Genomic DNA, 24,508 nt, shown 5'->3' with positions numbered 1-24,508 from the left:
GTCCCCCTCTCCTTCTCTCGGTCTTCGGATTCCGTACGTTGCAGGGCCACCCTGCATTCCCGCCGATGCGGACGCCCACGTCAAGGGGGTTCCGGTCCGGCGCGCCTTCCGTTATGCACCCGGTACGACCACACCGGTGGCCACGCCGAAGACGCGCACGGAGCGTATCCGGGCGAGGCCGGATCGTTATGCTCAATATTCCCTCAGATGTGATGACGTTGTGCGCGTCACCTCACTACTGTCCTCCCAACCGAGGAGGACGGAGCAAGAAGCCGATGAGCGGAGTATCAGTGACCAAGGACGTGCAGGACGCGGCCGGTACCGCGGACGACCTGGTCGTACTGAGCAACGTCAACAAGCACTTCGGCGCGCTGCACGTGCTTCAGGACATCGATCTGAGCATTGCCCGCGGTGAGGTCGTCGTGGTGATCGGTCCTTCGGGATCGGGCAAGTCCACGCTGTGCCGGACGATTAACCGGCTGGAGACGATCGACTCCGGCACCATCACGCTCGACGGCAAGGAGCTGCCCTCCGAGGGCAAGGAACTCGCCCGACTGCGCGCCGACGTCGGCATGGTGTTCCAGTCGTTCAATCTCTTCGCGCACAAGACGGTGCTGGAGAACGTCATGCTGGGCCAGATCAAGGTCCGCAAGACGGACAAGGCCGCGGCCCATGAGAAGGCCGTGGCCCTGCTGGACCGGGTCGGCGTCGGCACTCAGGCCGACAAGTACCCGGCACAGCTTTCCGGCGGCCAGCAGCAGCGCGTGGCGATCGCCCGTGCGCTGGCCATGGAGCCGAAGGTGATGCTCTTCGACGAGCCGACCTCGGCGCTCGACCCGGAAATGATCAACGAGGTGCTGGAGGTCATGCAGCAGCTCGCCCGGGAGGGAATGACGATGGTGGTCGTCACGCACGAGATGGGCTTCGCCCGCTCCGCGGCCAACCGCGTCGTCTTCATGGCCGACGGAAAGATCGTCGAAGAGGCCGCCCCCGAGCAGTTCTTCAGCAACCCGCGCAGCGACCGGGCCAAGGACTTCCTGTCGAAGATCCTGCACCACTGAGTGTCCGGTCTGGTAGTCATCCGGTGACGGACCACCGCCGGGCCGGCTTCGGCTGCCCGCGCATGCGCCCGTACGCGTCGCTCGTCGTTCAACAACGTCTCATCCGAGGGAAGTTCACCATGAAGATCTCCAAGGCCGCTGCGGCCGCGGCCGTCGCCGTCGCCCTTGCCCTGACCGCGACCGCCTGTGGCGGCAGCGACAAGGCCGCCAGTGACGGCGGGGCGTCCGGTGACGCCAAGAAGGACAAGATCGTCGTCGGCATCAAGTACGACCAGCCGGGTCTGGGCCTGAAGACCCCCGACGGCAAGTTCACCGGCTTCGACGTCGACGTCGCGACGTACGTGGCCAAGGAGCTCGGCTACGAGCCGAACCAGATCGAGTTCAAGCAGGCCGTCAGTGCCGAGCGCGAGAACCTGATCGCGAACGGCGACGTGAAGTTCATCGTCGCGACCTACTCGATCAACGACAAGCGCAAGGAGAAGGTCGACTTCGCCGGCCCGTACTTCCTCGCGCACCAGGACCTGCTGGTCCGCGCCGACGACTCGTCCATCACCAAGGTCGAGGACCTGAACAAGAAGAAGCTCTGCTCGGTCACCGGCTCCACCTCGGCGCAGAACATCAAGAAGACCCTGGCCCCCGAGGCCGACCTGCTGGAGCTCGGCGGCTACTCCGAGTGCCTCACCGGCCTGGAGAACAAGAAGGTCGACGCCCTCACCACGGACAACTCGATCCTGGCCGGCTACGCCGCACAGGAGAAGAACAAGGGCAAGTTCAAGCTCGTCGGTCTGACCATGAGCAACGAGAACTACGGCATCGGTCTGAAGAAGGGCGACAAGGAGCTCCAGACCAAGATCAACGCCGCGCTCAAGAAGATGGTCGAGGACGGCAGCTGGCAGAAGGCCGTGGACGCGAACCTCGGCCCGGCCAACTACAAGAACGAGCCTGCTCCGCAGATCACCGAAGGCAGCTGATTCACCGGTGAGAAGCGTCGCCGCCCGCCTGCCGCGGGCGGCGGCGCACCTCACCGGCCATCCTGGGGAGAGCGCAGGGCAACGTGTTCGATTTTCTTGATTCCGGGCAGTACGACGTGCTCGGAGCCTTTTGGGTGACGGTTCAGCTCACCCTCTACTCGGCGGTCGGGTCCCTGATCTGGGGCACCGTCCTGGCGGGGATGCGGGTCAGCCCGGTCCCGCTGCTGCGGGGCTTTGGCACCGCGTACGTCAACATCGTGCGCAACACGCCGCTGACCCTGCTGGTCCTGGGCTGCTCGCTGGGTCTCAGCCAGACCCTCGGCATCGATCTGGGCGGCGAGACGTTCAAGGAGACCGGCTTCCGGCTCGCGGTCCTCGGACTGATCGCATACACCGGAACCTTCGTCTGCGAGGCCCTGCGCTCCGGCATCAACACCGTGCCCGTCGGCCAGGCCGAGGCGGCCCGCGCGCTGGGCCTGAGCTTCTTCCAGGTGCTCACCCTGATCGTGCTCCCCCAGGCCTTCCGAGCGGTCATCGGACCGCTCGCCAACGTACTGATCGCCCTCACCAAGAACACCACGGTGGCGGCAACCATCGGCGTGGCCGAGGCGGCCCTGCTGATGAAGGAAATGCTGGAGAACGAGGCGCAGGCGACCTTCGCCGTCTTCGCGGTCTTCGCCCTCGGTTTCGTCCTGCTGACCCTGCCGACCGGCCTGCTCCTGGGCTGGGTGGCCAAGCGAGTGGCGGTGAAGCGATGAGCTCCGTGCTGTACGACGCCCCGGGCCCCAAGGCCAAGGGACGCAACTGGATCTACAGCGGGATCTTCGTCGTGCTGTTCGGGCTCGTCCTGTGGTGGGCACTGTCCCTCATGGCCGAGAAGGGCCAGCTCGACGCCGACAAGTGGACGCCGTTCGTCACCGACAGCCGGATCTGGACCACGTACCTGCTGCCGGGCCTGATGGAGACCCTGAAGGCGGGCGCGCTCTCCATGGTGATCGCCCTCCCGCTGGGAGCGGTGCTGGGCATCGGCCGACTGTCCGACCACGCCGGGGTGCGCGCGCTGGTCGGCGCGTGGGTGGAGTTCTTCCGCGCTATCCCGGTGCTGATGCTGATGCTGTTCAGCAACGCGCTGTACGCGCCGCAGTTCATGGATGTCCCGTCCGACACCCGGCCGTTCTGGGCCGTGGTCACGGGCCTGGTCCTCTACAACTCGGCCGTCATCGCGGAGGTCGTCCGGGCTGGTGTGCTCTCCCTGCCCCGCGGTCAGGCTGACGCGGCGAAGGCGATCGGCATGCGCAAGAGCCAGACCATGACCTACGTGCTGATCCCGCAGGCCGTCACGGCGATGCTGCCGGCCCTGGTCAGCCAGCTCGTCGTGATCCTCAAGGACACCGCGCTTGGTGGCGCCCTGCTCGGCTTCGCGGAGCTGCTCGCCACGAACCGGCAGATCTCGGCGAACTACAGCAACACGATCGCCACCCTCGTCGTGATCGCCCTGATCTACATCGTGGTCAACTTCGCCCTCACCAGTCTCGCCTCCCAGCTGGAAGGCCGGCTGCGGAAGTCGAAGAAGGGCACCGGTGCCGTCGTCGAGGCCGACGTGGCCGAGGTCGACGCGGGCGGCGCGGCCGGCGTGGGCAAGGCCCCCTGACGCGCGGTCAGTACACTGACGTAACACGTGTGGTGCGGCGGAACTCTTCCGCCGCACCACACGGCGTTGTCCGGACCGGCGTCACTTGACGCGGGCACCTTCAGTCGGTTGCATACGTTCTGTGATCACATACCGGACACTGGGAGCCACATCATGGACCCGGTGATCGTCGTCGGCGCGGGGCCCGTCGGCCTGGCGCTGTCCCTCGCCCTGGCCGGCCAGGGCGTGCCCTCCGTCGTGCTCGACGAAGGGCCCGGCAAGGAGGAGTCCCGGCCCGCCCGCACCGTCGTCCTGCACGCCGACACGGCGGCCATGGCGCACCGGCTCGGCTGTACGACCCTGCGCTACGAGGGGGCGTACTTCGCCGCCTGGCGCACCATGCGGCGGGGCCGCCCCGCGCAGCGCAGCACCTTCGACGAGGGACCGGCCCCGCTGCACCTGCCGCAGCACGCCCTGACTCGTGGGCTGCGCGACGCCGCCACCGCGCACCCGCTCGTCCAGCTGGTCACCGACAGCAAGCTGGACTCCGTGGAGCAGGACGACCGCGGGGTCACCGCGCACACCCGCGGCGCGGAGACCACGTGGTGGCGCGGGAGTTACCTGGTCGGCTGCGACGGCGCCCGCTCCACCGTGCGCAAACTGCTCGGCATCCGCTTCCCCGGCCGCACCGCCGTGGAGCGGTACGCCGTAGCCGCACTGCGCACCGAACTCCCGTGGCCCGGGGAGGCCTTGCTGCACCGCAACCCGCCGTCCGGACCCGAGGAGGTCACCTGCCGGCCGCTGCCCGGCGGGGTGTGGCGCCTCGACTGGCTGCTCCCGGCACGCGGGGAGCTCGTCACCCCCGACGCGCTGGTGACCCTCATCCGCGACACCCTCGCGGTGTGGTGCGGGGGCACGACTCCCCCATACGACCTCCTCGACACCGGGGTCAACACCCTGCACCACCGCCTCGCCCGGCGCTGGCGCGACGGCCGCGCCTTCCTCGCCGGGGACGCCGCGCACCTGCTGGGCGCGCTCGGCACCCAAGGGGTCGAGGAGGGGCTGCGGGACGCCGAGAACCTCGCGTGGAAGCTGTCCCTGGCCTGGCACCAGGGAGCCTCCGAGGAACTGCTCGACAGCTACGAGGACGAGCGGCGCACCGCGGTCGCCGCCCGGCTGCGCGCGGCCGACCAGGCGATGCCGGTGCTGCGGGCCGGTGGCGGCCTGCGCACCTACCTGCCCGGCGCCTCGCGGTCCGCCGAATCCCTGCTCACCGACGGCCACGTGGGGCGGGGACCGCTGGGCGCTGCGCCGGCGTACGCCCCGCCGGTGGCCGTACGGGAGGTCCCGACGGCCACGGAACCGGGCGGTGCGGTGGCGAACGTACCGGTGACCGCGCCCGACGGGGCGACCGTGCCGCTGCGCGACCTGCTGGGGCAGGGCCGGCTGCTGGTGGTCCTGGTCGCGCCGGGCACCGGGGTCTGGGACCGCCGCCACTGGCTCGGCGCCGGGCTGATGCCCCGCCTCGCGGCGGCGGTGAGCGCACTGCCGGTCCGCACCGATCTGCTGGTGGCGGACAGCTACCCGGGGGCCCCAGCGCACACCGTGCTCCTGATCCGGCCGGACGGGCACCTGGCGGCGACCTTCGCGGGCGTACGGCCGGCGGAGCTGTACGAGGCGGCGGACGCGGTCCGGGCGGGCGCGCCCGTGTCCCGGGTGCCGGCGCCCTCGTCCGCCGCGACACCGACCGCGGTGATCGATTGACCGTCCCGCGGTCCCGTGGTTCACTCGCGGACATGACCGGCAACGACGTGCGCCTGTGGCGGAGGGTCCACATGGACCTGCTCCGCTACGCGGGCTGCGTGTGTCGCCCTTCCTGCTGATTCGCCTTTCCCCCTGCGCGCCCCCGTGCCGTCACCGGCCTGCGCGCACTTCCGCGAACCCCAGGAACGGTCCACTTTCATGTCTGCACCCGCGTACACCCATGAGCCCGTGCTGGCCGGGGGCCCCACGGCCGCCGAACTCCTCGACTTCGCCCTGCGCGCCGCGGCCGACGCCGAGCTCGTCGCGTCCCTGCCGCTCGACCCGGAAGGCCGCACCTGGATCCGGCTGGACGGGCCGTCCGGCAGCGAGGCGTGGCTGATCGGCTGGCCCCCGGGGACCGGCACCGGCTGGCACGACCACGCCGAGTCGCGGGGCGCGTTCGCCACCGCCCGGGGCCGGCTCACCGAGCACTCGCTGGCCGTACGCCTGCCATCGGAGGGGTGGCGGTCGCTGGAGCTCGACTCCGGGCTGGACCGCAGCCGCAGCCTGGGGGCGGGCACCGGGCGGGCCTTCGGGGAGCACCACGTGCACGAGGTCCTGAACGAGTCCACGGCCGAGCACGCGATCTCCGTGCACGCCTACTACCCGCCGCTTCCGCTGATCCGCCGCTACAGCCGCAGCGGACCGGTGCTCAACCTGGAGCACGTCGAGCGTCCGGCGGACTGGCAGTGAGCGCCCAGGTCGGCATCGACGAACTGCTGGAGCGGGTCCGCGCGAAGTACACCCGCATCGGCCCGCGGGAGGCCTACGCCGCCTTCCGCTCCGGCGACGCGCTCCTGGTGGACATCCGCTACCAGGCCCTGCGGGACCGCGACGGCCTGATCCCGGGCGCGCTGGTGGTCGAGCGCAACGAACTGGAGTGGCGCCTGGACCCCCGGGGCAGCCACCGCGCCGCGCAGGCCACGAGCCACGACCTCCAGGTGGTGGTGATCTGCAACGAGGGTTACGCCTCCAGTCTCGCGGCGGCCTCCCTCCACGCCCTGGGCCTGCACCGCGCCACGGACCTGACCGGCGGCTTCCAGGCCTGGAGGTCGGCGGGCCTCCCGGTGACGGCTCCTTCCTGACACGCCCGTGCCCCTGCCCCACGCGGGGCAGGGGCACGGGCAGGGGCGGGACGGGCAGCGGTCAGCCCTTGGCCGTGGCCACGTCGACCGGCGGGACGCGCAGCGCGACCCGGCCCGGGAGGGCGGTGGCCGCCAGGGCCAGCAGCCCGGCCACCCCCACGACCACCGCGTAGGCGACCGGAAGTACCGCAGGTGCCGCGACCCCCGTCATGCCCACGCTGAACGCGGTCAGCACGGCCAGCGCGATCCCCGATCCCAGCACCACCCCGATCAGTACGACCGCCACCGCCTCCGCACGGAGCATCCGCAGCACCTGCCGCCGCTTCGCCCCGGCCAGCCGCAGCATCGCGAACTCCCGGACCCGCTCGGCCGTCGACATCGCGAGGGTGTTCACCACGGCGACGGCGGTGAAGGCCAGTACGAGCCCCATCGCCAGCAGGTTGATCTCCGCTCCGGCGTCCTGCCGCTCCGCCCGTACCTCGTCGGCGTCGCGCGCGGACAGCACGGCCACCCCGGGGTAGCCCCGTACGGCCGCGGCCAGCTGGTCCCGTCCGACTCCCGGCTCCGCCGCCACCAGGACGCTGCCCGCCAGCGGATTGTCCACGTGCGCGGCGACCAGCGCGTGCGGCAGGGTCAGGTCCCCGAAGCCCAGCCCGCGCGCGTACACGGCCGAGACCGTCAGGGTGACCGGTGTCCCGTCGCCCAGCGTCAGCCGCAGCGGGCTCCCCGGCTTCAGCCCGAGCTGGTCGGCGGCGAGTTCGCTCACGGCCGCGTTCCCCTCGCCGAAGCCGGCCAGGCTCCCGCCGGTGACCCGGGGGTCCCACGTCCGGGTCAGCCCGGCCGGGGTCACGCCCTGGGCGCCGTACTTGACCAGCCCCACCCGGACGGAGGTGTGCACGATCTCGGTGGCCGCCTCGACCCCGGGGGTCCGGCGGATCCTGTCGGCGGCCTCCGCAGTGACGCCCGGTCCCTGCGCGGCCAGTACCCATCCGGCCCGGATCCCGTCGTGGGCCTGTGCCCGCGCCGCGTCGCCGAGGGTGGGGGTGATGAAGAGCACGGTGCACGTCATGCCGACGAGCAGCGCGAGCGGGGTGACGGCGGAGGCCATCCGGGTGGCGTTGCCGCGCAGGTTCGCGGTGGCGAGGTGGCCGCCCGCCCCGGCGAGCCGCAGCGGACCGGCGAGCAGCGCGGTGGCTCCCCGTACGAGCAGCGGGCCGAGCAGCGAGACCGCACCGGCCAGGACCACGACGGCCAGGAAGGTGACCGGGGTGGAGGCCGGCTCGGTGCGCAGTGAGGCGAGCACCACGACCAGCACCGCCCCGCCTGCCAGCAGCAGCATGCCGAGCGCGGTGCGGATCCAGGAGGGCCAGCGCGCTTCGAGCGCGGCTTCGGCGAGCGCCTCGGCGGGGCGGATCCGGGCGATCCGCCGCCCGGTGATCCGCGCGGCGGCCCAGGCGCCGAGCAGGCTGGCGCCGACAGCGGCGAACATCGGGAAGATTCCGGCGGTGCGCTCCAGGGCCGTGGGGACGACGCCGCTGTCGACGAAGCGTCCGTACAGCCAGGCGGCGAGCGGCAGTCCCGCGAAGGACCCGGCGATACCGGCGGCCAGGCCGACGAGCAGCGCCTCCCGGCCGATCATGCGCCGCAGCTGCCGGGGAGTGGCGGCGATCGCCCGCAGCAGGGCGAGTTCACGGTGACGCTGCTGGACGGAGAGGGCGAAGGTGCCGACGACCACGAGGATCGCGACGAGCAGCGAGGTGCCGCCCATCGCACCGCCCATGGAGACCAGCTTGATCCGGGCCCCGGCGGCGTCGAGGAACTCCACCGGCCCGCGCTCGTCCCCGGTGGCGACCTGCGCCGTGGCCGCCGTGGTGCCCTTCAGTGCCTGCTCGATGCGGCCGGCCAGTTCACCTGCGTCGACGCCGGGCCGGGGCAGTACGCCGATCGCGCTGACCTGGCCGTCGCGTGCGGCGAGCCGCTGGGCCTCGGCCTCGCCGAAGAAGAGGGCGCTCTGCTGGGCGAGGTCCCCGCGAGGGGTCGTGGCGATCCCGCTGACCCGGTACGTCTTCGGCTCGCCGGTGGACTGCACGGCGAGTTCGGAGCCGGGCTTCAGCGCGGCGCGGGCTGCCAGCGCGCGGTCGACGACCACCTCGTCGGCGCCCTGTGGGGCGCGGCCCTCGGCGAGCGTGAACGGGGTGAGGGCGGCGGAGGCCCAAGCGTGCCCGTACGTGGGCTTCGCCGCGCTGCCGGCCTTGACCAGCGGGACGGCCTGGAAGGTCAGCTCGGGCACGGCCCGCTCGACGCCGGGCACGGACCGTACCGCGTCCAGGGCGGCGGCGGGGAGCCAGGCCCGCTCGGCGACGGGCTTGGCCTTGTGCTTCGTCTTGGTCTTGCCCTTCTTCTCCTTGACCGTCGTCTCGTGGACGTTCTGGTCGGCGGAGACGAGGACCGGCGTGGCCGCGTAGCGCTCGGTGCCGATCTTGCCGCGGAGTCCTGTTTCCAAGAGCGTCCCGCACGCGGTGACGAGGGCGGCCGCGCACAGCAGCGCGACGAAGGCTCCGAGGAAACCGGCCTTGCGGTCTCTCACGGTCTGGAAGGCGTAACGCAGCATCATGCGGCCAACTCTGCCGCCGGGCACGCCTCCTGACATTGGCGCACTCCGGCATGTGCGGCCGGGGGCTAGCCCTACCCCGGGTACCCCAGATCGTCGGCGTCCTCGCCCTCCGCCTCCAGCGCACGGCGGACCACTCGCAGGGCCATGCCCTCCGGGTACCCCTTGCGGGCGAGCATCCCGGCGAGCCGCCGGATCCGCTTGTCGCGCTCCAGGCCCCGGGTGGCGCGGAGCTTGCGCTCCACGAGCTCCCGGGCGGTCTGTTCCTCCTGGTCGGAGTCGAGCTGTTCCAGGGCCTCCTCCACCAGGGTGGCGTGTACGCCCTTGGTCCGGAGCTCCTGCGCCAGCGCCCGCCGGGCCAGGCCCCGGCCGCGGTGCCGGGACTCGACCCAGGCCCCTGCGAAGGCGGCGTCGTCGATCAGGCCCACCTCCTCGTACCGGGAGAGGACCTGCTGCGACACCTCCTCGGGAATGCCCCGCTTGTCCAGGGCGTCCGCGAGCTGGCGCCGGGTGCGCGGGCTCCCCGTGAGCAGGCGCAGGCAGATCGCCCGCGCCTGCTCCTCGGGGCTCTGGGGCGGGAGTTCCTGGCGGCGCTCACGGCCGCTGCGGTTCTCACCGCCCCCATCCTGCTCCCGCACGGGTCAGCTCTTGGCCACGGCGGCCTTGGCCGTCGTCTTGGCCTTCGTCGCCGGGGCGGGCACGGCGGTGGCCGTGGCGTCGGCCGTGGCAGCACCCTCGGTGGTCTCGGCATCCTTGCGGATCCCGACGCCCAGCTTCTCCTTGATCTTCCGCTCGATCTCGTCGGAGAGGGCGGGGTTGTCGCAGAGGAACTTCCGCGCGTTCTCCTTGCCCTGGCCGAGCTGGTCGCCCTCGTACGTGTACCAGGCGCCGGCCTTGCGGATGAAGCCGTGCTCTACGCCCATGTCGATCAGACCGCCCTCGCGGCTGATGCCGTGGCCGTAGAGGATGTCGAACTCGGCCTGCTTGAACGGCGGCGCGACCTTGTTCTTGACCACCTTGCAGCGGGTGCGGTTGCCGACCGCTTCCGTGCCGTCCTTGAGGGTCTCGATGCGGCGGATGTCGATACGCACCGAGGCGTAGAACTTCAGCGCGCGGCCACCGGTGGTGGTCTCCGGCGAGCCGAACATCACACCGATCTTCTCGCGGAGCTGGTTGATGAAGATCGCGGTGGTCTTGGACTGGTTGAGCGCACCGGTGATCTTCCGGAGCGCCTGGCTCATCAGGCGGGCCTGGAGACCCACGTGCGAGTCGCCCATCTCACCCTCGATCTCGGCGCGCGGCACCAGGGCCGCCACGGAGTCGATGACGATCAGGTCGAGGGCACCGGAGCGGACGAGCATGTCCACGATCTCCAGCGCCTGCTCGCCGGTGTCCGGCTGCGACAGGATGAGGTTGTCGGTGTCGACGCCGAGGGCCTTCGCGTACTCGGGGTCGAGCGCGTGCTCGGCGTCCACGAAGGCGACGGTGCCGCCGGCCTTCTGCGCGTTGGCCACGGCGTGCAGGGTCAGGGTCGTCTTACCGGAGGACTCCGGCCCGTACACCTCGATCACGCGGCCGCGGGGCAGCCCGCCGACGCCGAGGGCGATGTCCAGCGCGGTCGACCCGGTGGGGATGACCTCGATGGGGTCGTTCGGCTTGTCGCCGAGGCGCATGACCGCACCCTTGCCGAATTGCCGTTCAATCTGTGCGAGCGCGGCGTCGAGAGCCTTCTCGCGGTCGGTGCCTGCCATGGGTTCCACCCGGTTTGCTTGAGTCGATCGCTTCACGCCATTGACGCTAATGCCTGCCACTGACAATGCGCCTCCACGACCGGTTCGGCTGTGGATAACCCATCAGAATGGATGTTCGATTTCCCTGTCAAGCGCGCCACGCCCGGGCGTGACCCGGTCGCGCAGCGGCGCGGTCCCGGCCGTTCCGCTGCCGCCCGGCCGACCTCATACTCGCGGACACGGAGCGCACCGGGCGCACCGCATGCACGGAACGCGCGGAGTCGGGAGCAGCCGTGTGGGTCTTGATCTTCCTGGCAGCGGGGGTGCCGCTGCTCACGGCGACCGCCGTCCGCGTCCTGCTGCACCGCAGCCCGGGGAGGCGGGCCGAGTGCGCCGACAGGATCCAGGCGGCGCTGGCGCGGGCCGCCGGACTGGCCGCCCTCGCCGCGTGCGTCACGGACTCGGCGCGCGGCGAGGGCGTCGGCCTGCACCCCTTCCTCGCGTTCACCGCCCTCGGCGTGGTGACGGGCCTCCTGAGCCTTCTCTGCGGCCCACCCCGACCACCTCGGGAGCCCCCGGAGCCCCCCGCCCACGCCGCCCGACGCACCCAGGACTGACAACCCGAGGTTGACACCTCTCGACTGTCAACCTAGGGTTGCACTCATGACGAACCCTTCAGTGGAACCCGTTCGCATGACCAATCCGGTACGCCTCGACGACCTGATCGAGGCCATCAAGAAGGTCCACACCGACACGCTGGAGCAGCTCAGCGACGCCGTCGTCGCCGCCGAGCACCTCGGTGACGTGGCGGACCACCTCATCGGACACTTCGTCGACCAGGCCCGCCGCTCCGGTGCCTCCTGGACCGACATCGGGCGGAGCATGGGCGTCACCCGCCAGGCCGCCCAGAAGCGCTTCGTCCCCAAGGCCGACAAGGAGGGCGACCCCGGCCTCGACCCCAACCAGGGCTTCGGCCGCTTCACCCCGCGCGCCCGCAACGTCGTCATGGCCGCGCAGAACGAGGCCCGCGCCGCCGGCGGCACCGAGATCCGCACCGAGCACCTCGTCCTGGGCCTGCTGTCCGAGCCCGAGGGCCTCGCGGCTCTCGCCGTGAACGCCCAGGGGGTCGCGGCGGACGACGTACGCGCCGCCGTGGCCGCCGTACTGCCCCCGGGCCAGGCGGAGGTGCCCGACCTCATCCCGTTCGACGCGTCCGCGAAGAAGGTCCTGGAGCTCACCTTCCGCGAGGCCCTGCGCCTGGGCCACGGCTACGTCGGCACCGAGCACATCCTGTTCGCGCTCCTGGAGCTGGAGAACGGCGAGGGCCTGCTCAGCGGCCTCGGCGTGGACAAGGCCGCCGCCGAGGCGACCGTCACCGACGCCTTGGCAGCCGTACTCGGCGCCGCGGACGGGAAGTAGCGGCGGCCGCGCCCTCCGTCAGCGCGTACCGCTTCACGTACGCGCCGAGGAACGCCTGCAGCGTGGCGACGGCCGGGATCGCGACGAGCGCCCCGACCGCGCCCAGCAGGGCGGTACCCGCGATGACCGACCCGAAGGCGACCGCCGGGTGGATGTCCACGGTCTTCGAGGTCAGCTTGGGCTGCAGGACGTAGTTCTCGAACTGCTGGTAGACCACCACGAATCCGAGGACGTACAGCGCGTACCAGGGATCGACGGTGAAGGCGATCAGGACCGGCAGCGCGCCCGCGAGATAGGTGCCGATGGTGGGGATGAACTGGGAGACCAGCCCCACCCACACGGCGAGCGCGGGCGCGTACGGCACGCCGAGGACCGCCAGCACGATGTAGTGCGCGATGCCGGAGATCAGCGCCATCAGCCCGCGCGAGTAGATGTAGCCGCCCGTCTTGTCGACCGCGATCTCCCAGGCGCGCAGCACCTCGGCCTGCTTGGCGGGCGGCAGTACGGAGCACAGCGCGCGCCGCAGCCGCGGTCCGTCGGCGGCGAAGTAGAAGGAGAAGAGCCCGATCGTCAGCAGCTTGAAGAGCCCGCCGAGCACGGTGGCGGACACGTCGAGCACGCCGGTCGCGCTGTTCTGCACGTACTTGCGCAGCCAGTCGGAGCGCAGCAGGCTGTCCTGGATCTCCAGCCGGGACAGCTCGGTGTGGAACGTGGTGTTGATCGATTTGATCACCGAGTCGAGGTAGCCCGGGAAGCCCTCCACCATCTCGACGATCTGCCCGGCGAGCATCGAGCCGAGCAGCGCGAGGAAGCCCGCGGTCACCACGAGCACCAGGAGGAACATCAGGAAGGTGGCGAGCCCGCGGCGCATGCCGCGGGCCGCCATCCGGTCCACTGCGGGTTCGATCGCGAGCGCGAGGAAGAACGCGATCAGGATGTTGACGAGCAGCCCTATGAGCTGGTGGAAGGCCCAGCTGCCGAGCTGGAAGCAGGCCACGAGGGCGAGTACGAGGACCACGGCGCGCGGCAGCCAGCGCGGCATCCGCGCGTCCGCCCCGTCGGGGGCCGTCCCGGCGGGAGGACTCCCCGGCCCGGCGGGCCCTTCGGCGCCTGGCGACGAGGCGGGGCCTGCGGGGCCGCCGGGGCCGGTGGCCCCGGCCGGATCCGCCGGCCGCGGCGGCGCGCCCTGGGCGTCTGCGGGCTCATCGGTCGTCATCTCATCACTGGCTGCCACGCCGCCAAGTCTGTCCCACCGGTGGCGCGTACCGCGAAGCGGTGCCCCGGAGCCCCGTCAGCGCCCGGTCGGCGCGCGGCGTCACCTCAGCGAGGCCGGCACGTCCATCGCCGAACACACCGCGCGCCACACGTCCTTGGCCTCCCAGCCCGCTTCGAGCGCCTGGTGGACCGTGCGCCCGCCGAGCTCCGTCATGACGTGGTCCCGCGCGAAGGAGTCCGCGTAGCCCGCACCGAAGTGCTCCGCCATCCGCTCCCAGAAAATCGTCAACCGCATGCCTCCAGTATCCCGCCCCGGAGAGTGCACCCGCCCCGTTCGTCCCCCGTCGCCGCACCAGGGCGTCCTACGGTTTCTCGCATGCCTGGAGACGAAGCTCCCCCAGCGGCCGCCGCGGCGGCCACGGCCCCGCTGCCCCGCGCCGAGCGGTTCATCTGGCTCACGGCCCGCGTGCTGGAGCAGCGGCGGTTCGCGTTCCACTTCCTCGGCGGGGACGCCGACGCGGTGGACACCGCCCTCGGCTCCTACCTCAACGACGACGGCGGCTACGGACACGCCCTCGATCCGGATCTGCGCGGCCCGCTCAGCCACCCGCTGCACACCGCGCACGCGCTGCGCGTCCTGGACAGCCTGGGCCGCTGCGCCGGGCAGCGCATCGAGAGGCTCTGCCGCCACCTGACCCGGGTCTCCACCCCGGAGGGCGCCCTTCCGGTGGTTTCGGCAACCCCGCACGGCTACCCCGCCGCCCCCTACCACCCGGTGTACGACGACCCGCCGGGCGAGCTGCTGACCACCGGCCCGGTCGTCGGCCTGCTGCACCGCAACCGGATCTGGCACGCCTGGCTCTTCCGGGCCACGGACTTCTGCTGGGAACGGGTCGAGAGCCTGCACCACTCGCATCCGTACGAGGTCCAGAGCGCGGTGGCCTTCCTCGACGGCGCCCCCGACCGGGCACGGGCCGTGGCGGCCGCGGACCGGCTGGGGCGGCTGGTGCGCGAGCGGCGGCTCGCCGTGCTCGATCCGGTGCGGCGGGCGGAGTACCCGGCGGCCCCCGGTTACGCGCCCGGCGAGCAGCTCTTCCCGCACGACTTCGCGAAGCGGCCGGAGTCGCTGGCGCGCGGCTGGTTCACGGACGAGGAACTGCGCCGCTCCCTGGACTTCCTGGCCGCGGAGCAGCAGCCGGACGGCGGCTGGCCGGTACGCCGCAGGGCGTGGGCGCCGGGCAGTTCGCTGGAGCGGCGCCCGATCGCCACGCTGGAGGCCCTGCTGACGCTGCGCGCGTACGGGCGCCTGCCGGCCGGGGTCAGCCGCCCAGGGCCCGTAGCCCCGCGGTGACGACGACGGCGGCCGCGACCACGAGGAGGAACGGCGCCCGCAGCAGCAGCGCGAGCGCGGCGGCCGCGAGGCCGGCGGCGCGGGCGTCGAGGACGAGCTCGTGCCCGGTGCTGAAGGTCTGCTGGGCGGTGAGCGCGGCGAGCAGGGCCACGGGCAGCAGGGCGGACAGCCGGCGCACCAGCGGCCGCTCCAGGGCCCCGGCGGGGACGAGCAGCCCGGCGAGCTTGACGGCGTAGCAGCCGAGGACGGTGAGTCCGATGGCGATCCAGACGTTCACGAGCGGCGTCCCTTCATCCACAGCACGGCGGGCGCGGCCAGAGCGGCGATCAGCACGGGCACCCCGGCGGGCAGCACGGGCAGGAATCCCAGTCCGAGGACGAGCGCGAGCCCGGCGGCGGCCCGTTCGGTGGAGGTCTTCAGCATGGGCGCGAGGAGGGCCAGGAAGACGGCGGGTCCGGCGGCGTCCAGTCCCCACGCGGCGGTGTCCCCGATGGCCTCGGCGCCGAGCGCCCCGAGCAGGGTGGTCAGGTTCCACAGGACGTAGAGGCTGAGCCCGGTGACGGTGAAGCCGAGCCGGGCCGACCTGCGGTCCCGCTGCGCCAGCGCCACGGCGGTGGTCTCGTCGATCACCCAGTGGGCGGCGAAGGGCCGCACGGCGCGCGGCAGCGCGAGCAGTTGCGACAGCCGCAGCCCGTAGAAGGCGTTGCGCGTCCCGAGGAAGAAGGCCCCGGCGGCCGCGGTGAACGGGTTGCCACCGGCCGCCAGTGCCCCGACCAGCGCGAACTGCGAGGCGCCGGTGAACACGAGCAGGCTCAGTACGCAGGCCTGCAGCACGCTGATCCCGGCTCCCGCGGCGGTCACCCCGAACGCGAACCCGGACAGCCCGACCGCCACCCCCACCCCGAGCGCGTCCCGCACGACGGCGGCGCGCGGCCGCCCGGCGACGACCCCCTCGGGGGCCTCCTGGATCACCGTCTGATGTTCTTCCACGCCCCGAAGCTACGCAGGGCGCGGTGTCCGGGTCTTGTACGTTCTTGCGCGCGCATCGTCACACTCCGAATCCGGCTCGCTACGGTGAGCGCATGAAGAGTGCTCCGACAAGAGTTGTTGTACGTCCTTCATATGCCAAGTGGGCCGTGTGGCCGTGCTGCATCGGCCTGATCGCCGGCGGCGTTCTCATCGGCCTGTACTTCGAGCGGCACGGAACGCTCCCCGGCGAGGTGCCGCTCCAGCTCGCGGGCACGTGGGACCGGGCCTGCCGGATCATCTGCGGGCAGAGTCTGTGGTGCCCGCTCCCCGGCGGACACCGCGAGCCGTTCCGCAGGGCCCTGTGGCTCGATTCGTTCCTGTTCGTCCCGGGATACACGCTGGTGCTGCTCGCGGTGTTCGGTCTGGGCAGCTGCTTCCTGTACCGCAAGATGTCGCGGCGGTTCATGCTCCGGGGCCTCGCCGCCACGGGGGTTACGGCCGCGGCGGACATCTGCGAGAACGTCCTCCTCTACCGGGCCATGGACGGGCTCGGCACGGGCGCGGACGGCGACTGGCAGAAGGCGTCCTGGTTCGCGCTGCTGAAGTGGGCGCTCGTCGGACCGGTGACGGTGGCGGCGCTGTGGATCGCCCTCACGCTGGCGGCCCGGCTCCTCCTGTTCCCCAGGGCCGCGGTGAAGACCGCCGGGACCACACCGCCGGCCGTGCAGAAGGCCCACGAGCTCGCGAACCGCGGTGTGCCCTGGGAGGACCCGGACATCGTCACTCCGCCCGCCGCGCCGCACGCCACCACCCCCGTGAGCGAGTGGCCGGATCCGGCCGTGACGGCGGCACCGTCGGACAGCGTCAAGGAACGCTGGCGCACCCGCGCGCTCCAACTGCCCGGGCGGAAACCGGCGGAGGTGGGCATCTGCGTCTCCGGCGGCGGCATCCGCTCCGCGTCGATCACCCTGGGCGCGCTGCAGGCCCTGCGCGAGGGGGGCGTGTTGGCCAAGGCCCGCTACCTGGTTTCCGTTTCGGGCGGCGGCTACACGTCCGGGGCGTTCCAGCTCGCCCTCACCGACGAGCAGCCGGGGTATCTCGCCGACGCCCCTCTCGCGACAGTACGCGACGTGTTCGCGCCCGGCAGTCCCGAAGAGGACCACATCCGGCGACACGCGAAGTACCTGGCGGACAGCCCGAGGGAAAAACTGCTCGCGGCGGGCATCGTCGTGCGCGGCCTGTGCGTTTCGCTGGGTCTGCTGGCGCTGGCGTTCGTCGTCGTGGGCGTCTATCTGAGCGCGTTCTACGATCGCGTCCCCCTGACGGATCTGGACCGGTTGCGGACGGACCCGGCCACTGCCTTCCCCACGCTGTCCGACCAGTTGCACGATGAACTGAGTACGCCCCTCATCACCCTCGTGGCACTCGCCGCCGTGGTGTCCGTGGTGGCGTCGCTGGTCAGGGGGCGCGAGGGGAAGTCGCGCCCGGCCTGGGTGCGCACCACCGTGAAGTTCGTCCTGGCCCTGGCGGCGGCCATCGCCGTGTTCGCCGTGATCCTGCCGACGGTGCTGTGGTTCTTCGCCTGGCTGGCCAACCGGGAGGACATCTTCCCCGAGGGCCCCAAGGGCATCTCGATCTTCGGTGCGCTGACGGCCGCCGCGACCGGGCTGGGCGGTCTGTTCACCGCCACCAAGGACCGGGTGACGAAGGTGAAACCGGACGGCGACAAGGCGGGCCGGTTCTCGGGAGCCAGCTCGATCGTGACCCGGACCGGCGCCGGCTGGGCGCAGACGCTCGTGGTCTGGCTGGTCCTGACCCTGGTCGCGTTCTTCGGTCTGGCGCTGCTGTCCTGGTCCGCCGTCTACGCGGGCGACTGGAGCGGGTGGTGGCGGTGGGGCCTGGCGGCCCTGCTGCTCTTCTCGGCCCTCGCCATCGACCAGACCACCTTCAGCCTGCACCCCTTCTACCGGCAGCGGCTGGCCGGCGCGTTCGCGGTGCGCCGGGCCGTGCTGCGCGACGGCTCGGTCGGCGCCCTGCCGTACGACTACAACGCCGAGCAGACCAAGCTGTCCACGCACGGCCGGCGCGTGGACGGCGACAAGGGCACGTTCCCGCAGACCATCTTCGTCGCCTCGGCAGCCCTGTCCCTGCGCAACCGCACCGCGCCGGGGCGGCCCGCGGTGCCGTTCACCTTCTCCCACGACTACGTGGGCGGTCCGGACACCGGCTGGGTACGGACGACCACGATGGAGGACACGGCGCCCCCGCTGGTCGGTCGCGACCTGACCGTGCAATCGGCCGTCGCGGTCTCCGGTGCCGCGTTCGCCTCGGCTATGGGCACCCAGTCGATGGCCGCACAACGGCTGCTCGCCCTGTCCAACCTGCGCCTGGGCACGTGGGTGCCCAACCCGCTGTACCTGGCGGAGGTGGCCCGGCGGGGCCCGGACTGGGTCATGCCGCGGCTGCCCCGGGTACGCCGGCTGCGCTACCAGCTCCAGGAACTCGTCGGCCGGTACTCGGACTCCAGCCCCATGCTGCTGTGCACCGACGGCGGGCACTTCGACAACCTGGGACTGGTGGAGCTGCTGCGGCTGCGCTGCCGGACGGTGTACGTGATCGACTCCTCGGGGGACTCGCCTCCGCTGGCCACGACCCTCGCTCAGGCGGTCACGCTCGCGTACGAGGACCTCGGCGTGCAGATCACCTTCGACCAGAAGGAGGTGCTGAAGCTGGTGCCGGGCAGCGCCGAGAAGGTGGAGCCGACGGAGCCGATGGCCGCCCTCAACACGCGGTTCTCCGCGAGCTGCCTCGTCAAGGGCGTCATCAAGTACCCGGAGGACGTGGAGTTCGAGGAGGGCAAGCCGGGCGCCAGCTCGGGCACCATCATCTTCGCGAAGGCCAGCCTGACCCCGGACATGCCGTACGAGCTGCTGAGCTACGCCCTCAAGGAGAAGGCGTTCCCGCGCCAGAGCACCATGGACCAGTGGTTCGACCACACCCAGTTCGATGCCTACCGTGAACTGGGCTACCACCTCGGCGCCGCGGCCGTGTGGCCCGCGCCTGTCAAACGGCGCCGCCTGTTCGACCGCGCCGATAGGCCCCCGGCGGCACCCCCACGATCCGAGTGAAATGCCGGTTCAGGTGCGGCTGGTCGGTGAAGCCGACCAGCACGGCCGCCTCCGCCGGCGCGGTGCCCGCGTCCAGCAGGCGGCGGGCGCGGCGGACGCGGGCGTCGGTCAGCCAGGTGTGCGGGGGCATGCCGTAGCGGTCGCGGAAGGCGCGCAGCAGCGCGAAGGGGCTGGTGCCCAGTTCGGCCGCGAGCTGCTCCAGTGACGGCGGGTCCGCGAGGCGTCCCTCCAGGACGGCCCGGGCCCGCTCGGCGTCGGCGGTGCCCGCGCGCCGTACCGTACGGCCGGGCAACGGGCCCGCGTGGCTGCGGAGCATCCGAGCCACCACGCCCCGCAGCAGTGTGTCGGCCGCCAGCGCGTTCCCGGCCTCGGCGGCCCGGTGGACTTCGCTGATCGCCTGGGAGCCCTGCGGGTCGGCGACCATGTCGGCGGTGAAACCGGGGGTCCCGCGCAGGGTGCCAATCTCGGCGGCGACCTCGGTGATCAGCGCGCGGGAGGGGTAGAGGGTCGCGTACGCCCAGCCCTCGGGCACCCCGGCGCGCGCCGTGTGCGCCACCTCCGGGTTGATCAGGACCACGCTGCCCGGCCCCGCCCGTACGGTGCCGCCGGGGAGCCCTATCTCCTCGATGCCGCCGGTGACGGCGGCGATGACGTACCCGTCGTGGGCGTGACGCGGGAAGGTGTGGCGCACGTAGTGGGCGCGCAGCAGGTCCAGCCCGGGCAGTTCCGGGTACTGCCAGTGCCGGGCCCACTCCCGGCGCCCCTCGTCCGTCCCCATCTCCCCATTCTGCGCTCCCCCGGTCACGGCATAGTGGCGGCCTCCGGCCGGGAGGGGTGTTCCCGCAGGTCCGGCCCGTTGTCAGTGCCGGGGTGCACGATGGGGGCATGTCCGGCTCCGCGCTCGCATCGTTCTCCCCCGCGACCCGCTCCTGGTTCACAGGGGCCTTCGTCACGCCCACCTCCGCGCAGGAAGGCGCCTGGCGGGCCATCGGGGAGGGGTCGGACGTGCTGGTCGTGGCGCCCACCGGCTCGGGCAAGACCCTGGCCGCCTTCCTCGCCGCCCTCGACCAGCTGGCCTCGGTCCCGCCGCCGGCCGAGCCGAGGAAGCGCTGCCGCGTGCTGTACGTGTCGCCCCTGAAGGCCCTGGCCGTGGACGTGGAGCGCAATCTCCGCAGCCCGCTGACCGGTATCCGCCAGGAGTCCGTCCGCCTCGGCCTGCCCGAGCCCGAGATCCGGGTCGGGATCCGCTCCGGCGACACCCCGCCGGCCGAGCGGCGGGCGCTGGCCACCCGCCCGCCGGACATCCTCATCACCACGCCCGAGTCGCTGTTCCTGATGCTGACCTCGGCCGCCCGGGAAGCCCTGACCGGGATCGAGACCGTGATCCTGGACGAGGTGCACGCCGTGGCGGGGACCAAGCGCGGCGCGCACCTGGCCCTGTCCCTGGAGCGGCTGGACGAGCTGCTGCCGCGCCCGGCACGCCGGATCGGGCTGTCGGCGACGGTCCGGCCGGTGGACGAGGTGGCCCGGTACCTCGCGCCGCGCGGCAGGGTGGAGATCGTCCAGCCGCCGTCGGCCAAGGAGTTCGACCTGTCGGTGGTCGTCCCGGTGCAGGACATGGGGGAGTTGGGCGGCTCTCCGGCGACCGAGGGCCGTGAGGGCGGCGACAGGCCTTCCATCTGGCCGCACGTGGAGGAGCGGATCGCGGACCTGGTGCAGGCGCACCGCTCCACGATCGTGTTCGCCAACTCCCGCCGCCTCGCCGAGCGGCTCTGCAACCGGCTCAACGAGATCGCGTACGAGCGGGCCGTGGGCGAGAAGCTGCCCGAGGGCTCCTCGCCGGCGGAGATCATGGCCCAGTCCGGCGCCGCCCGGGGCGCGCCGCCGCTGCTGGCCCGCGCCCACCACGGCTCGGTCTCCAAGGAGCAGCGGGCCCTGGTGGAGGAGGACCTGAAGGCGGGCCGGCTGCCCGCCGTCGTCGCCACCTCCAGTCTGGAGCTGGGCATCGACATGGGCGCCGTGGACCTGGTGGTGCAGGTGGAGTCCCCGCCGTCGGTGGCCTCCGGGCTCCAGCGGGTGGGCCGCGCCGGGCACCAGGTGGGCGCGGTCTCCACCGGTGTGGTCTTCCCCAAGTACCGGGGCGACCTGGTGCAGGCGGCGGTGGTCACCGAGCGGATGCGCACCGGCTCGATCGAGTCCCTCCGGATCCCGTCGAACCCCCTGGACGTCCTGGCACAGCAGCTGGTCGCGATGGCCGCGATGGACACCTGGCAGCTGGACGACCTGCTGGCCCTGGTGCGGCGGGCGGCGCCGTTCGCCGCGCTGCCGGAGTCGGCGTTCACCGCGGTGCTGGACATGCTGGCGGGCCGCTACCCCTCGGACGCGTTCGCCGAGCTCAGACCGCGGGTCGTGTGGGACCGCGTCGCCGGGACGGTCACCGGCCGGCCGGGGGCGCAGCGTCTCGCGGTCACCTCCGGCGGCACCATCCCCGACCGCGGCCTCTTCGGCGTCTTCCTCGCGGGCTCCGACCCCAAGAAGGGCGGCGGCCGCGTCGGCGAGCTCGACGAGGAGATGGTCTACGAGTCGCGCGTCGGGGACGTCTTCACCCTGGGCACCACCTCCTGGCGGATCGAGGACATCACCCGCGACCGCGTCCTGGTCACCCCGGCGCCCGGCGTGCCGGGCCGGCTGCCGTTCTGGAAGGGCGACCAGCTGGGCCGCCCCCTCGAACTGGGCCGCGCGGTGGGCGCGTTCCTGCGCGAGCTGGGCGGCCTCACCGACGAGGACGCCCGGCTGCGGCTGCTGGCCGCCGGCCTGGACGCGTGGGCCGCCGAGAACGTCCTGGCGTACCTCGCCGAGCAGCGCGAGGCCTGCGGCCACGTGCCGGACGACCGGACCATCGTGGTCGAGCGCTTCCGCGACGAGCTCGGAGACTGGCGGGTGGTCGTCCACTCGCCCTTCGGCGCGCAGGTGCACGCCCCGTGGGCGCTGGCGCTGAGCGCCCGCCTCGCGGAGAAGTACGGCATGGACGCGCAGGTGATGCACGCCGACGACGGGCTCGTGCTCCGCCTCCCCGACGCCGACCTGCTGTCCATGGACCTCCTGGACCACGACCCGTCCCGTCCCGTCGGCTTCGAGTTCGACGACGAGCAGGCCCCGTTGGGCGCGGCCGATGTCGCCTTCGACCACGGTGACATCAACCAGGTCGTCACCGAACAGGTCGGCGGCTCGGCGCTGTTCGCCTCCCGCTTCCGCGAGTGCGCGGCCCGCGCGCTGCTGCTGCCCCGGCGCAGTCCGGGCAAGCGCACCCCGCTGTGGCAGCAGCGTCAGCGCGCCTCCCAGCTGCTCCAGGTGGCCTCGGAGTTCGGCTCCTTCCCGATCGTGCTGGAAGCCGTACGCGAGTGCCTCCAGGACGTCTTCGACGTGCCCGGCCTGACGGAGCTGATGGCGGACATCGAGGCACGCCGCGTCCGCCTGGTCGAGGTCACCACCCCCGAACCCTCCCCCTTCGCCCGCTCGTTGCTCTTCGGGTACGTCGCCCAGTTCCTCTACGAGGGCGACTCGCCCCTGGCCGAGCGCAGGGCGGCCGCGCTGTCGCTGGACTCGCGCCTGCTGGCCGAGCTGCTCGGTCAGGCGGAGCTGCGCGAACTGCTCGACGCGCAGGTACTGGAGGAGCTGGAGCGGGAGCTCCAGTGGCTCACCGAGGACCGGCGGGCCAAGGACCCCGAATCGGTGGCCGATCTGCTGCGCCTGCTGGGCCCGTTGACGCAGGACCAGCTGGCCGAGCGCGGGGCCGATCCGGCCTGGGTGCGGGAGCTGGCGTCGGCCCGCCGCGCCATCCAGGTCCGGATCGGCGGCGCCGACCACTGGGCGGCGATCGAGGACGCCGGCCGGCTGCGGGACGCACTGGGCACGGCGCTGCCGGTCGGCGTCCCGGAGGCGTTCACCGAGCCGGTCAAGGACCCCCTGGGCGATCTCCTGTCCCGGTACGCCCGCACTCACGGGCCGTTCACCACGGCCGCCGTCGCGACCCGATTCGGCCTCGGCCCTGCGGTCACCGAGGGCGCCCTGCACCGGCTCGCCGCGGCCGGGCGGGTGGTCCAGGGCGAGTTCCACCCGGCGGGCATCGGCCAGGAGTGGTGCGACGCGACGGTGCTGCGCAGGCTCCGGCGCCGTTCGCTGGCCGCGCTGCGCCAGGAACTGGAACCGGTCCCGCCGACCTCGCTGGCCACCTTCCTCCCGCAGTGGCAGCACCTGGGCGGAGCCCTGCGCGGCATCGACGGCCTGGCCCGGGCGGTCGAGCAGCTGCAGGGCGCCCCGGTCCCGGCCTCCGCGCTGGAACGCCTGATCCTCCCGTCCCGGGTGAGCGGCTACTCCCCCGGCCTGCTGGACGAGCTGACCACCGCGGGCGAGGTGGTCTGGGCGGGCGCCGGCGCGCTCCCGGGCAAGGACGGCTGGATCTCCCTCTACCTGGCGGACACGGCCCCGCTGCTCCTGCCGCCGCCGCACCCCCTGGAGCTGACCCCCCTCCACCAGGCCGTCCTCGACCGCCTGTCGGGCGGGTACGGCCTGTTCTTCCGCCAGATCGCCGAGGCGGTCCGCGGGGCGTTCCCCGAGGTGTCCGATGTCGCGCTCTCCGAGGCGGTGTGGGACCTCGCCTGGTCGGGCCGGCTCACCAACGACACCCTGAGCCCCCTGCGGGCCCTGCTGGGCTCGGGCCGCACGGCCGGCTCGACGGCCCACCGGGCCCGGCGGACGGTCCCGCGCGGGCGGTACGGCACGCTCAGCGCGACCGTGTCCCGTACCGGCCCGCCCACGGTCTCGGGCCGCTGGTCGCTCCTGCCCTCGCAGGCCCCCGACCCGACCCACCGGGCCCACGCCCTGGCCCGCACCTTGCTGGACCGGCACGGGGTGGTGACCAGGGGCGCGGTCTCGGCGGAAGGGGTGGAAGGCGGCTTCAGCGCGGTCTACCGCGTCCTGTCGGCCTTCGAGGACAGCGGCCAGGCCCGCCGGGGCTATGTGGTCGAGGGGCTCGGCGCGGCCCAGTTCGCGATGGACGGCGCGGTGGACCGCCTGCGGGCCGCCGAGCGGACACCGCCCCCGCTGGCGGCGGTGGTGCTGGCCGCCGCCGATCCGGCGAACGCGTACGGCGCGGCGCTGCCCTGGCCGGAGCCGCCGGGCGGAGCCACCCACAAACCCGGCCGCAAGGCGGGCTCCCTGGTGGTCCTGGTCGACGGCGAGCTCATCCTGTATCTGGAGCGCGGCGGCAAGACCCTCCTGGCCTGGCCCGACCCCGGCGACCCGCGCCTCATCGCCGCCGTCGAGGCCCTCGTCACAGCCTCCCGCACGGGCACCCTCCCGGCCCTCACGGTGGAACGGATCAACACCGCCGCGGCCCTGAGCTCGCCCCTGGGCGGCGCCCTGGAGGCGGCCGGCTTCCACGCCACCCCGAGAGGTCTGCGCCTGCGCTCCTGATGGCTCCGTACGGTCTCGACTGAGCCACTTATGTCTTGGGCATGTCACGAAACGGCTGCC

Annotated in this window: 21 protein-coding genes; 13 read left to right on the top strand and 8 right to left on the bottom strand. The window is 72.6% G+C overall.

The genetic code is table 11. From position 1 onward, the window contains the following. The first annotated feature begins 275 nt into the window (after positions 1-275). From ACFYOB_RS09440 to ACFYOB_RS09405, 8 genes are all read left to right on the top strand, one after another. Complete coding sequence (locus tag ACFYOB_RS09440) at positions 276-1,061, top strand: amino acid ABC transporter ATP-binding protein (protein WP_388556906.1); 786 nt, start codon at positions 276-278, stop codon at positions 1,059-1,061. Positions 1,062-1,180: 119 nt separating this feature from the next. After that, positions 1,181-2,032: a glutamate ABC transporter substrate-binding protein gene (locus ACFYOB_RS09435; RefSeq protein WP_388556903.1), complete on the top strand. Its 852-nt coding sequence runs from the start codon at positions 1,181-1,183 to the stop codon at positions 2,030-2,032. A gap of 83 nt (positions 2,033-2,115) precedes the next feature. Further along, on the top strand, positions 2,116-2,790 hold the full coding sequence (locus ACFYOB_RS09430) for an amino acid ABC transporter permease (RefSeq protein WP_388556900.1): 675 nt from the start codon (positions 2,116-2,118) through the stop codon (positions 2,788-2,790). Further along, the gene (locus ACFYOB_RS09425; protein ID WP_388556897.1) at positions 2,787-3,683 is read left to right on the top strand and encodes an amino acid ABC transporter permease; all 897 of its coding nucleotides are present in this window, start codon (positions 2,787-2,789) and stop codon (positions 3,681-3,683) included. The genes ACFYOB_RS09430 and ACFYOB_RS09425 overlap by 4 nt, the downstream gene beginning before the upstream one ends. 153 nt (positions 3,684-3,836) lie before the next feature. Then, the gene (locus ACFYOB_RS09420; RefSeq protein ID WP_388556895.1) at positions 3,837-5,426 is read left to right on the top strand and encodes an FAD-dependent monooxygenase; all 1,590 of its coding nucleotides are present in this window, start codon (positions 3,837-3,839) and stop codon (positions 5,424-5,426) included. Between the two features lie 32 nt (positions 5,427-5,458). After that, positions 5,459-5,545 (top strand): putative leader peptide, encoded by an 87-nt coding sequence (locus ACFYOB_RS09415; RefSeq protein ID WP_311318651.1) that lies wholly within the window; start codon positions 5,459-5,461, stop codon positions 5,543-5,545. A 79-nt stretch (positions 5,546-5,624) separates the two neighbouring features. Then, positions 5,625-6,158 carry a cysteine dioxygenase gene (locus ACFYOB_RS09410; RefSeq protein ID WP_388556892.1) on the top strand — a complete coding sequence of 178 codons (534 nt, stop codon included), beginning with the start codon at positions 5,625-5,627 and terminating at the stop codon, positions 6,156-6,158. Beyond that, positions 6,149-6,550 (top strand): rhodanese-like domain-containing protein, encoded by a 402-nt coding sequence (locus tag ACFYOB_RS09405; protein ID WP_388557664.1) that lies wholly within the window; start codon positions 6,149-6,151, stop codon positions 6,548-6,550. Before ACFYOB_RS09410 ends, ACFYOB_RS09405 begins: the two co-directional genes overlap by 10 nt. Positions 6,551-6,611: 61 nt before the next feature. On the opposite strand, the gene ACFYOB_RS09400 is transcribed toward ACFYOB_RS09405, so the two are convergent. The 3 genes from ACFYOB_RS09400 to recA all read right to left on the bottom strand — a co-directional run bounded on the left by ACFYOB_RS09400 (position 6,612) and on the right by recA (position 10,912). After that, positions 6,612-9,164, bottom strand: coding sequence for an FtsX-like permease family protein (locus ACFYOB_RS09400; protein WP_388556889.1), 2,553 nt, complete (start codon positions 9,162-9,164; stop codon positions 6,612-6,614). Positions 9,165-9,235: 71 nt separating this feature from the next. Next, positions 9,236-9,799 carry a recombination regulator RecX gene (gene recX, locus ACFYOB_RS09395; protein ID WP_388556886.1) on the bottom strand — a complete coding sequence of 188 codons (564 nt, stop codon included), beginning with the start codon at positions 9,797-9,799 and terminating at the stop codon, positions 9,236-9,238. A 3-nt stretch (positions 9,800-9,802) separates the two neighbouring features. After that, a complete protein-coding gene (gene recA / locus ACFYOB_RS09390; RefSeq protein WP_388556884.1) occupies positions 9,803-10,912 on the bottom strand; it encodes a recombinase RecA in 1,110 nt (369 codons plus the stop codon). A 272-nt stretch (positions 10,913-11,184) separates the two neighbouring features. On the opposite strand from recA, the gene ACFYOB_RS09385 reads away from it, so the two are divergent. Together ACFYOB_RS09385 and ACFYOB_RS09380 are read left to right on the top strand one after the other, a co-directional pair. Beyond that, the gene (locus tag ACFYOB_RS09385) at positions 11,185-11,508 is read left to right on the top strand and encodes a hypothetical protein (RefSeq protein WP_388556881.1); all 324 of its coding nucleotides are present in this window, start codon (positions 11,185-11,187) and stop codon (positions 11,506-11,508) included. A 46-nt stretch (positions 11,509-11,554) separates the two neighbouring features. Further along, entirely contained in the window at positions 11,555-12,310 is a 756-nt protein-coding gene (locus ACFYOB_RS09380) for a Clp protease N-terminal domain-containing protein (RefSeq protein WP_388556878.1), read from the top strand. Here the strand turns inward: ACFYOB_RS09380 and ACFYOB_RS09375 are convergent. Beyond that, a complete protein-coding gene (locus ACFYOB_RS09375) occupies positions 12,264-13,352 on the bottom strand; it encodes an AI-2E family transporter (protein WP_388557661.1) in 1,089 nt (362 codons plus the stop codon). The genes ACFYOB_RS09380 and ACFYOB_RS09375 overlap by 47 nt on opposite strands. Before the next feature lie 273 nt (positions 13,353-13,625). Then, entirely contained in the window at positions 13,626-13,820 is a 195-nt protein-coding gene (locus ACFYOB_RS09370; RefSeq protein WP_030650223.1) for a DUF3046 domain-containing protein, read from the bottom strand. 81 nt (positions 13,821-13,901) lie between these two features. On the opposite strand from ACFYOB_RS09370, the gene ACFYOB_RS09365 reads away from it, so the two are divergent. Beyond that, a complete protein-coding gene (locus ACFYOB_RS09365; RefSeq protein WP_388556874.1) occupies positions 13,902-14,876 on the top strand; it encodes a hypothetical protein in 975 nt (324 codons plus the stop codon). Here the strand turns inward: ACFYOB_RS09365 and ACFYOB_RS09360 are convergent. Next, positions 14,845-15,153, bottom strand: a complete 309-nt coding sequence (locus tag ACFYOB_RS09360; RefSeq protein WP_388556871.1) for an AzlD domain-containing protein — start codon at positions 15,151-15,153, stop codon at positions 14,845-14,847. The genes ACFYOB_RS09365 and ACFYOB_RS09360 overlap by 32 nt on opposite strands. Continuing rightward, positions 15,150-15,866, bottom strand: coding sequence for an AzlC family ABC transporter permease (locus ACFYOB_RS09355; RefSeq protein ID WP_388556869.1), 717 nt, complete (start codon positions 15,864-15,866; stop codon positions 15,150-15,152). The genes ACFYOB_RS09360 and ACFYOB_RS09355 overlap by 4 nt, the downstream gene beginning before the upstream one ends. A gap of 92 nt (positions 15,867-15,958) precedes the next feature. On the opposite strand from ACFYOB_RS09355, the gene ACFYOB_RS09350 reads away from it, so the two are divergent. Continuing rightward, the gene (locus ACFYOB_RS09350; protein ID WP_388556866.1) at positions 15,959-18,973 is read left to right on the top strand and encodes a hypothetical protein; all 3,015 of its coding nucleotides are present in this window, start codon (positions 15,959-15,961) and stop codon (positions 18,971-18,973) included. On the opposite strand, the gene ACFYOB_RS09345 is transcribed toward ACFYOB_RS09350, so the two are convergent. Continuing rightward, positions 18,909-19,751, bottom strand: a complete 843-nt coding sequence (locus ACFYOB_RS09345; RefSeq protein WP_388556863.1) for an AraC family transcriptional regulator — start codon at positions 19,749-19,751, stop codon at positions 18,909-18,911. The genes ACFYOB_RS09350 and ACFYOB_RS09345 overlap by 65 nt on opposite strands. A 107-nt stretch (positions 19,752-19,858) precedes the next feature. Between ACFYOB_RS09345 and ACFYOB_RS09340 the strand changes: the two genes are divergently transcribed. Further along, positions 19,859-24,448, top strand: a complete 4,590-nt coding sequence (locus ACFYOB_RS09340; RefSeq protein WP_388556860.1) for an ATP-dependent helicase — start codon at positions 19,859-19,861, stop codon at positions 24,446-24,448. Positions 24,449-24,508 lie beyond the last annotated feature (60 nt).

This window comes from Streptomyces sp. NPDC006463 (assembly GCF_042870715.1).
In the GTDB taxonomy this organism is placed as follows: Bacteria; Actinomycetota; Actinomycetes; order Streptomycetales; family Streptomycetaceae; genus Streptomyces.
Note: the sequence above shows the minus strand (reverse complement) of the source record. Positions and strands in the feature narration are given on the sequence as shown.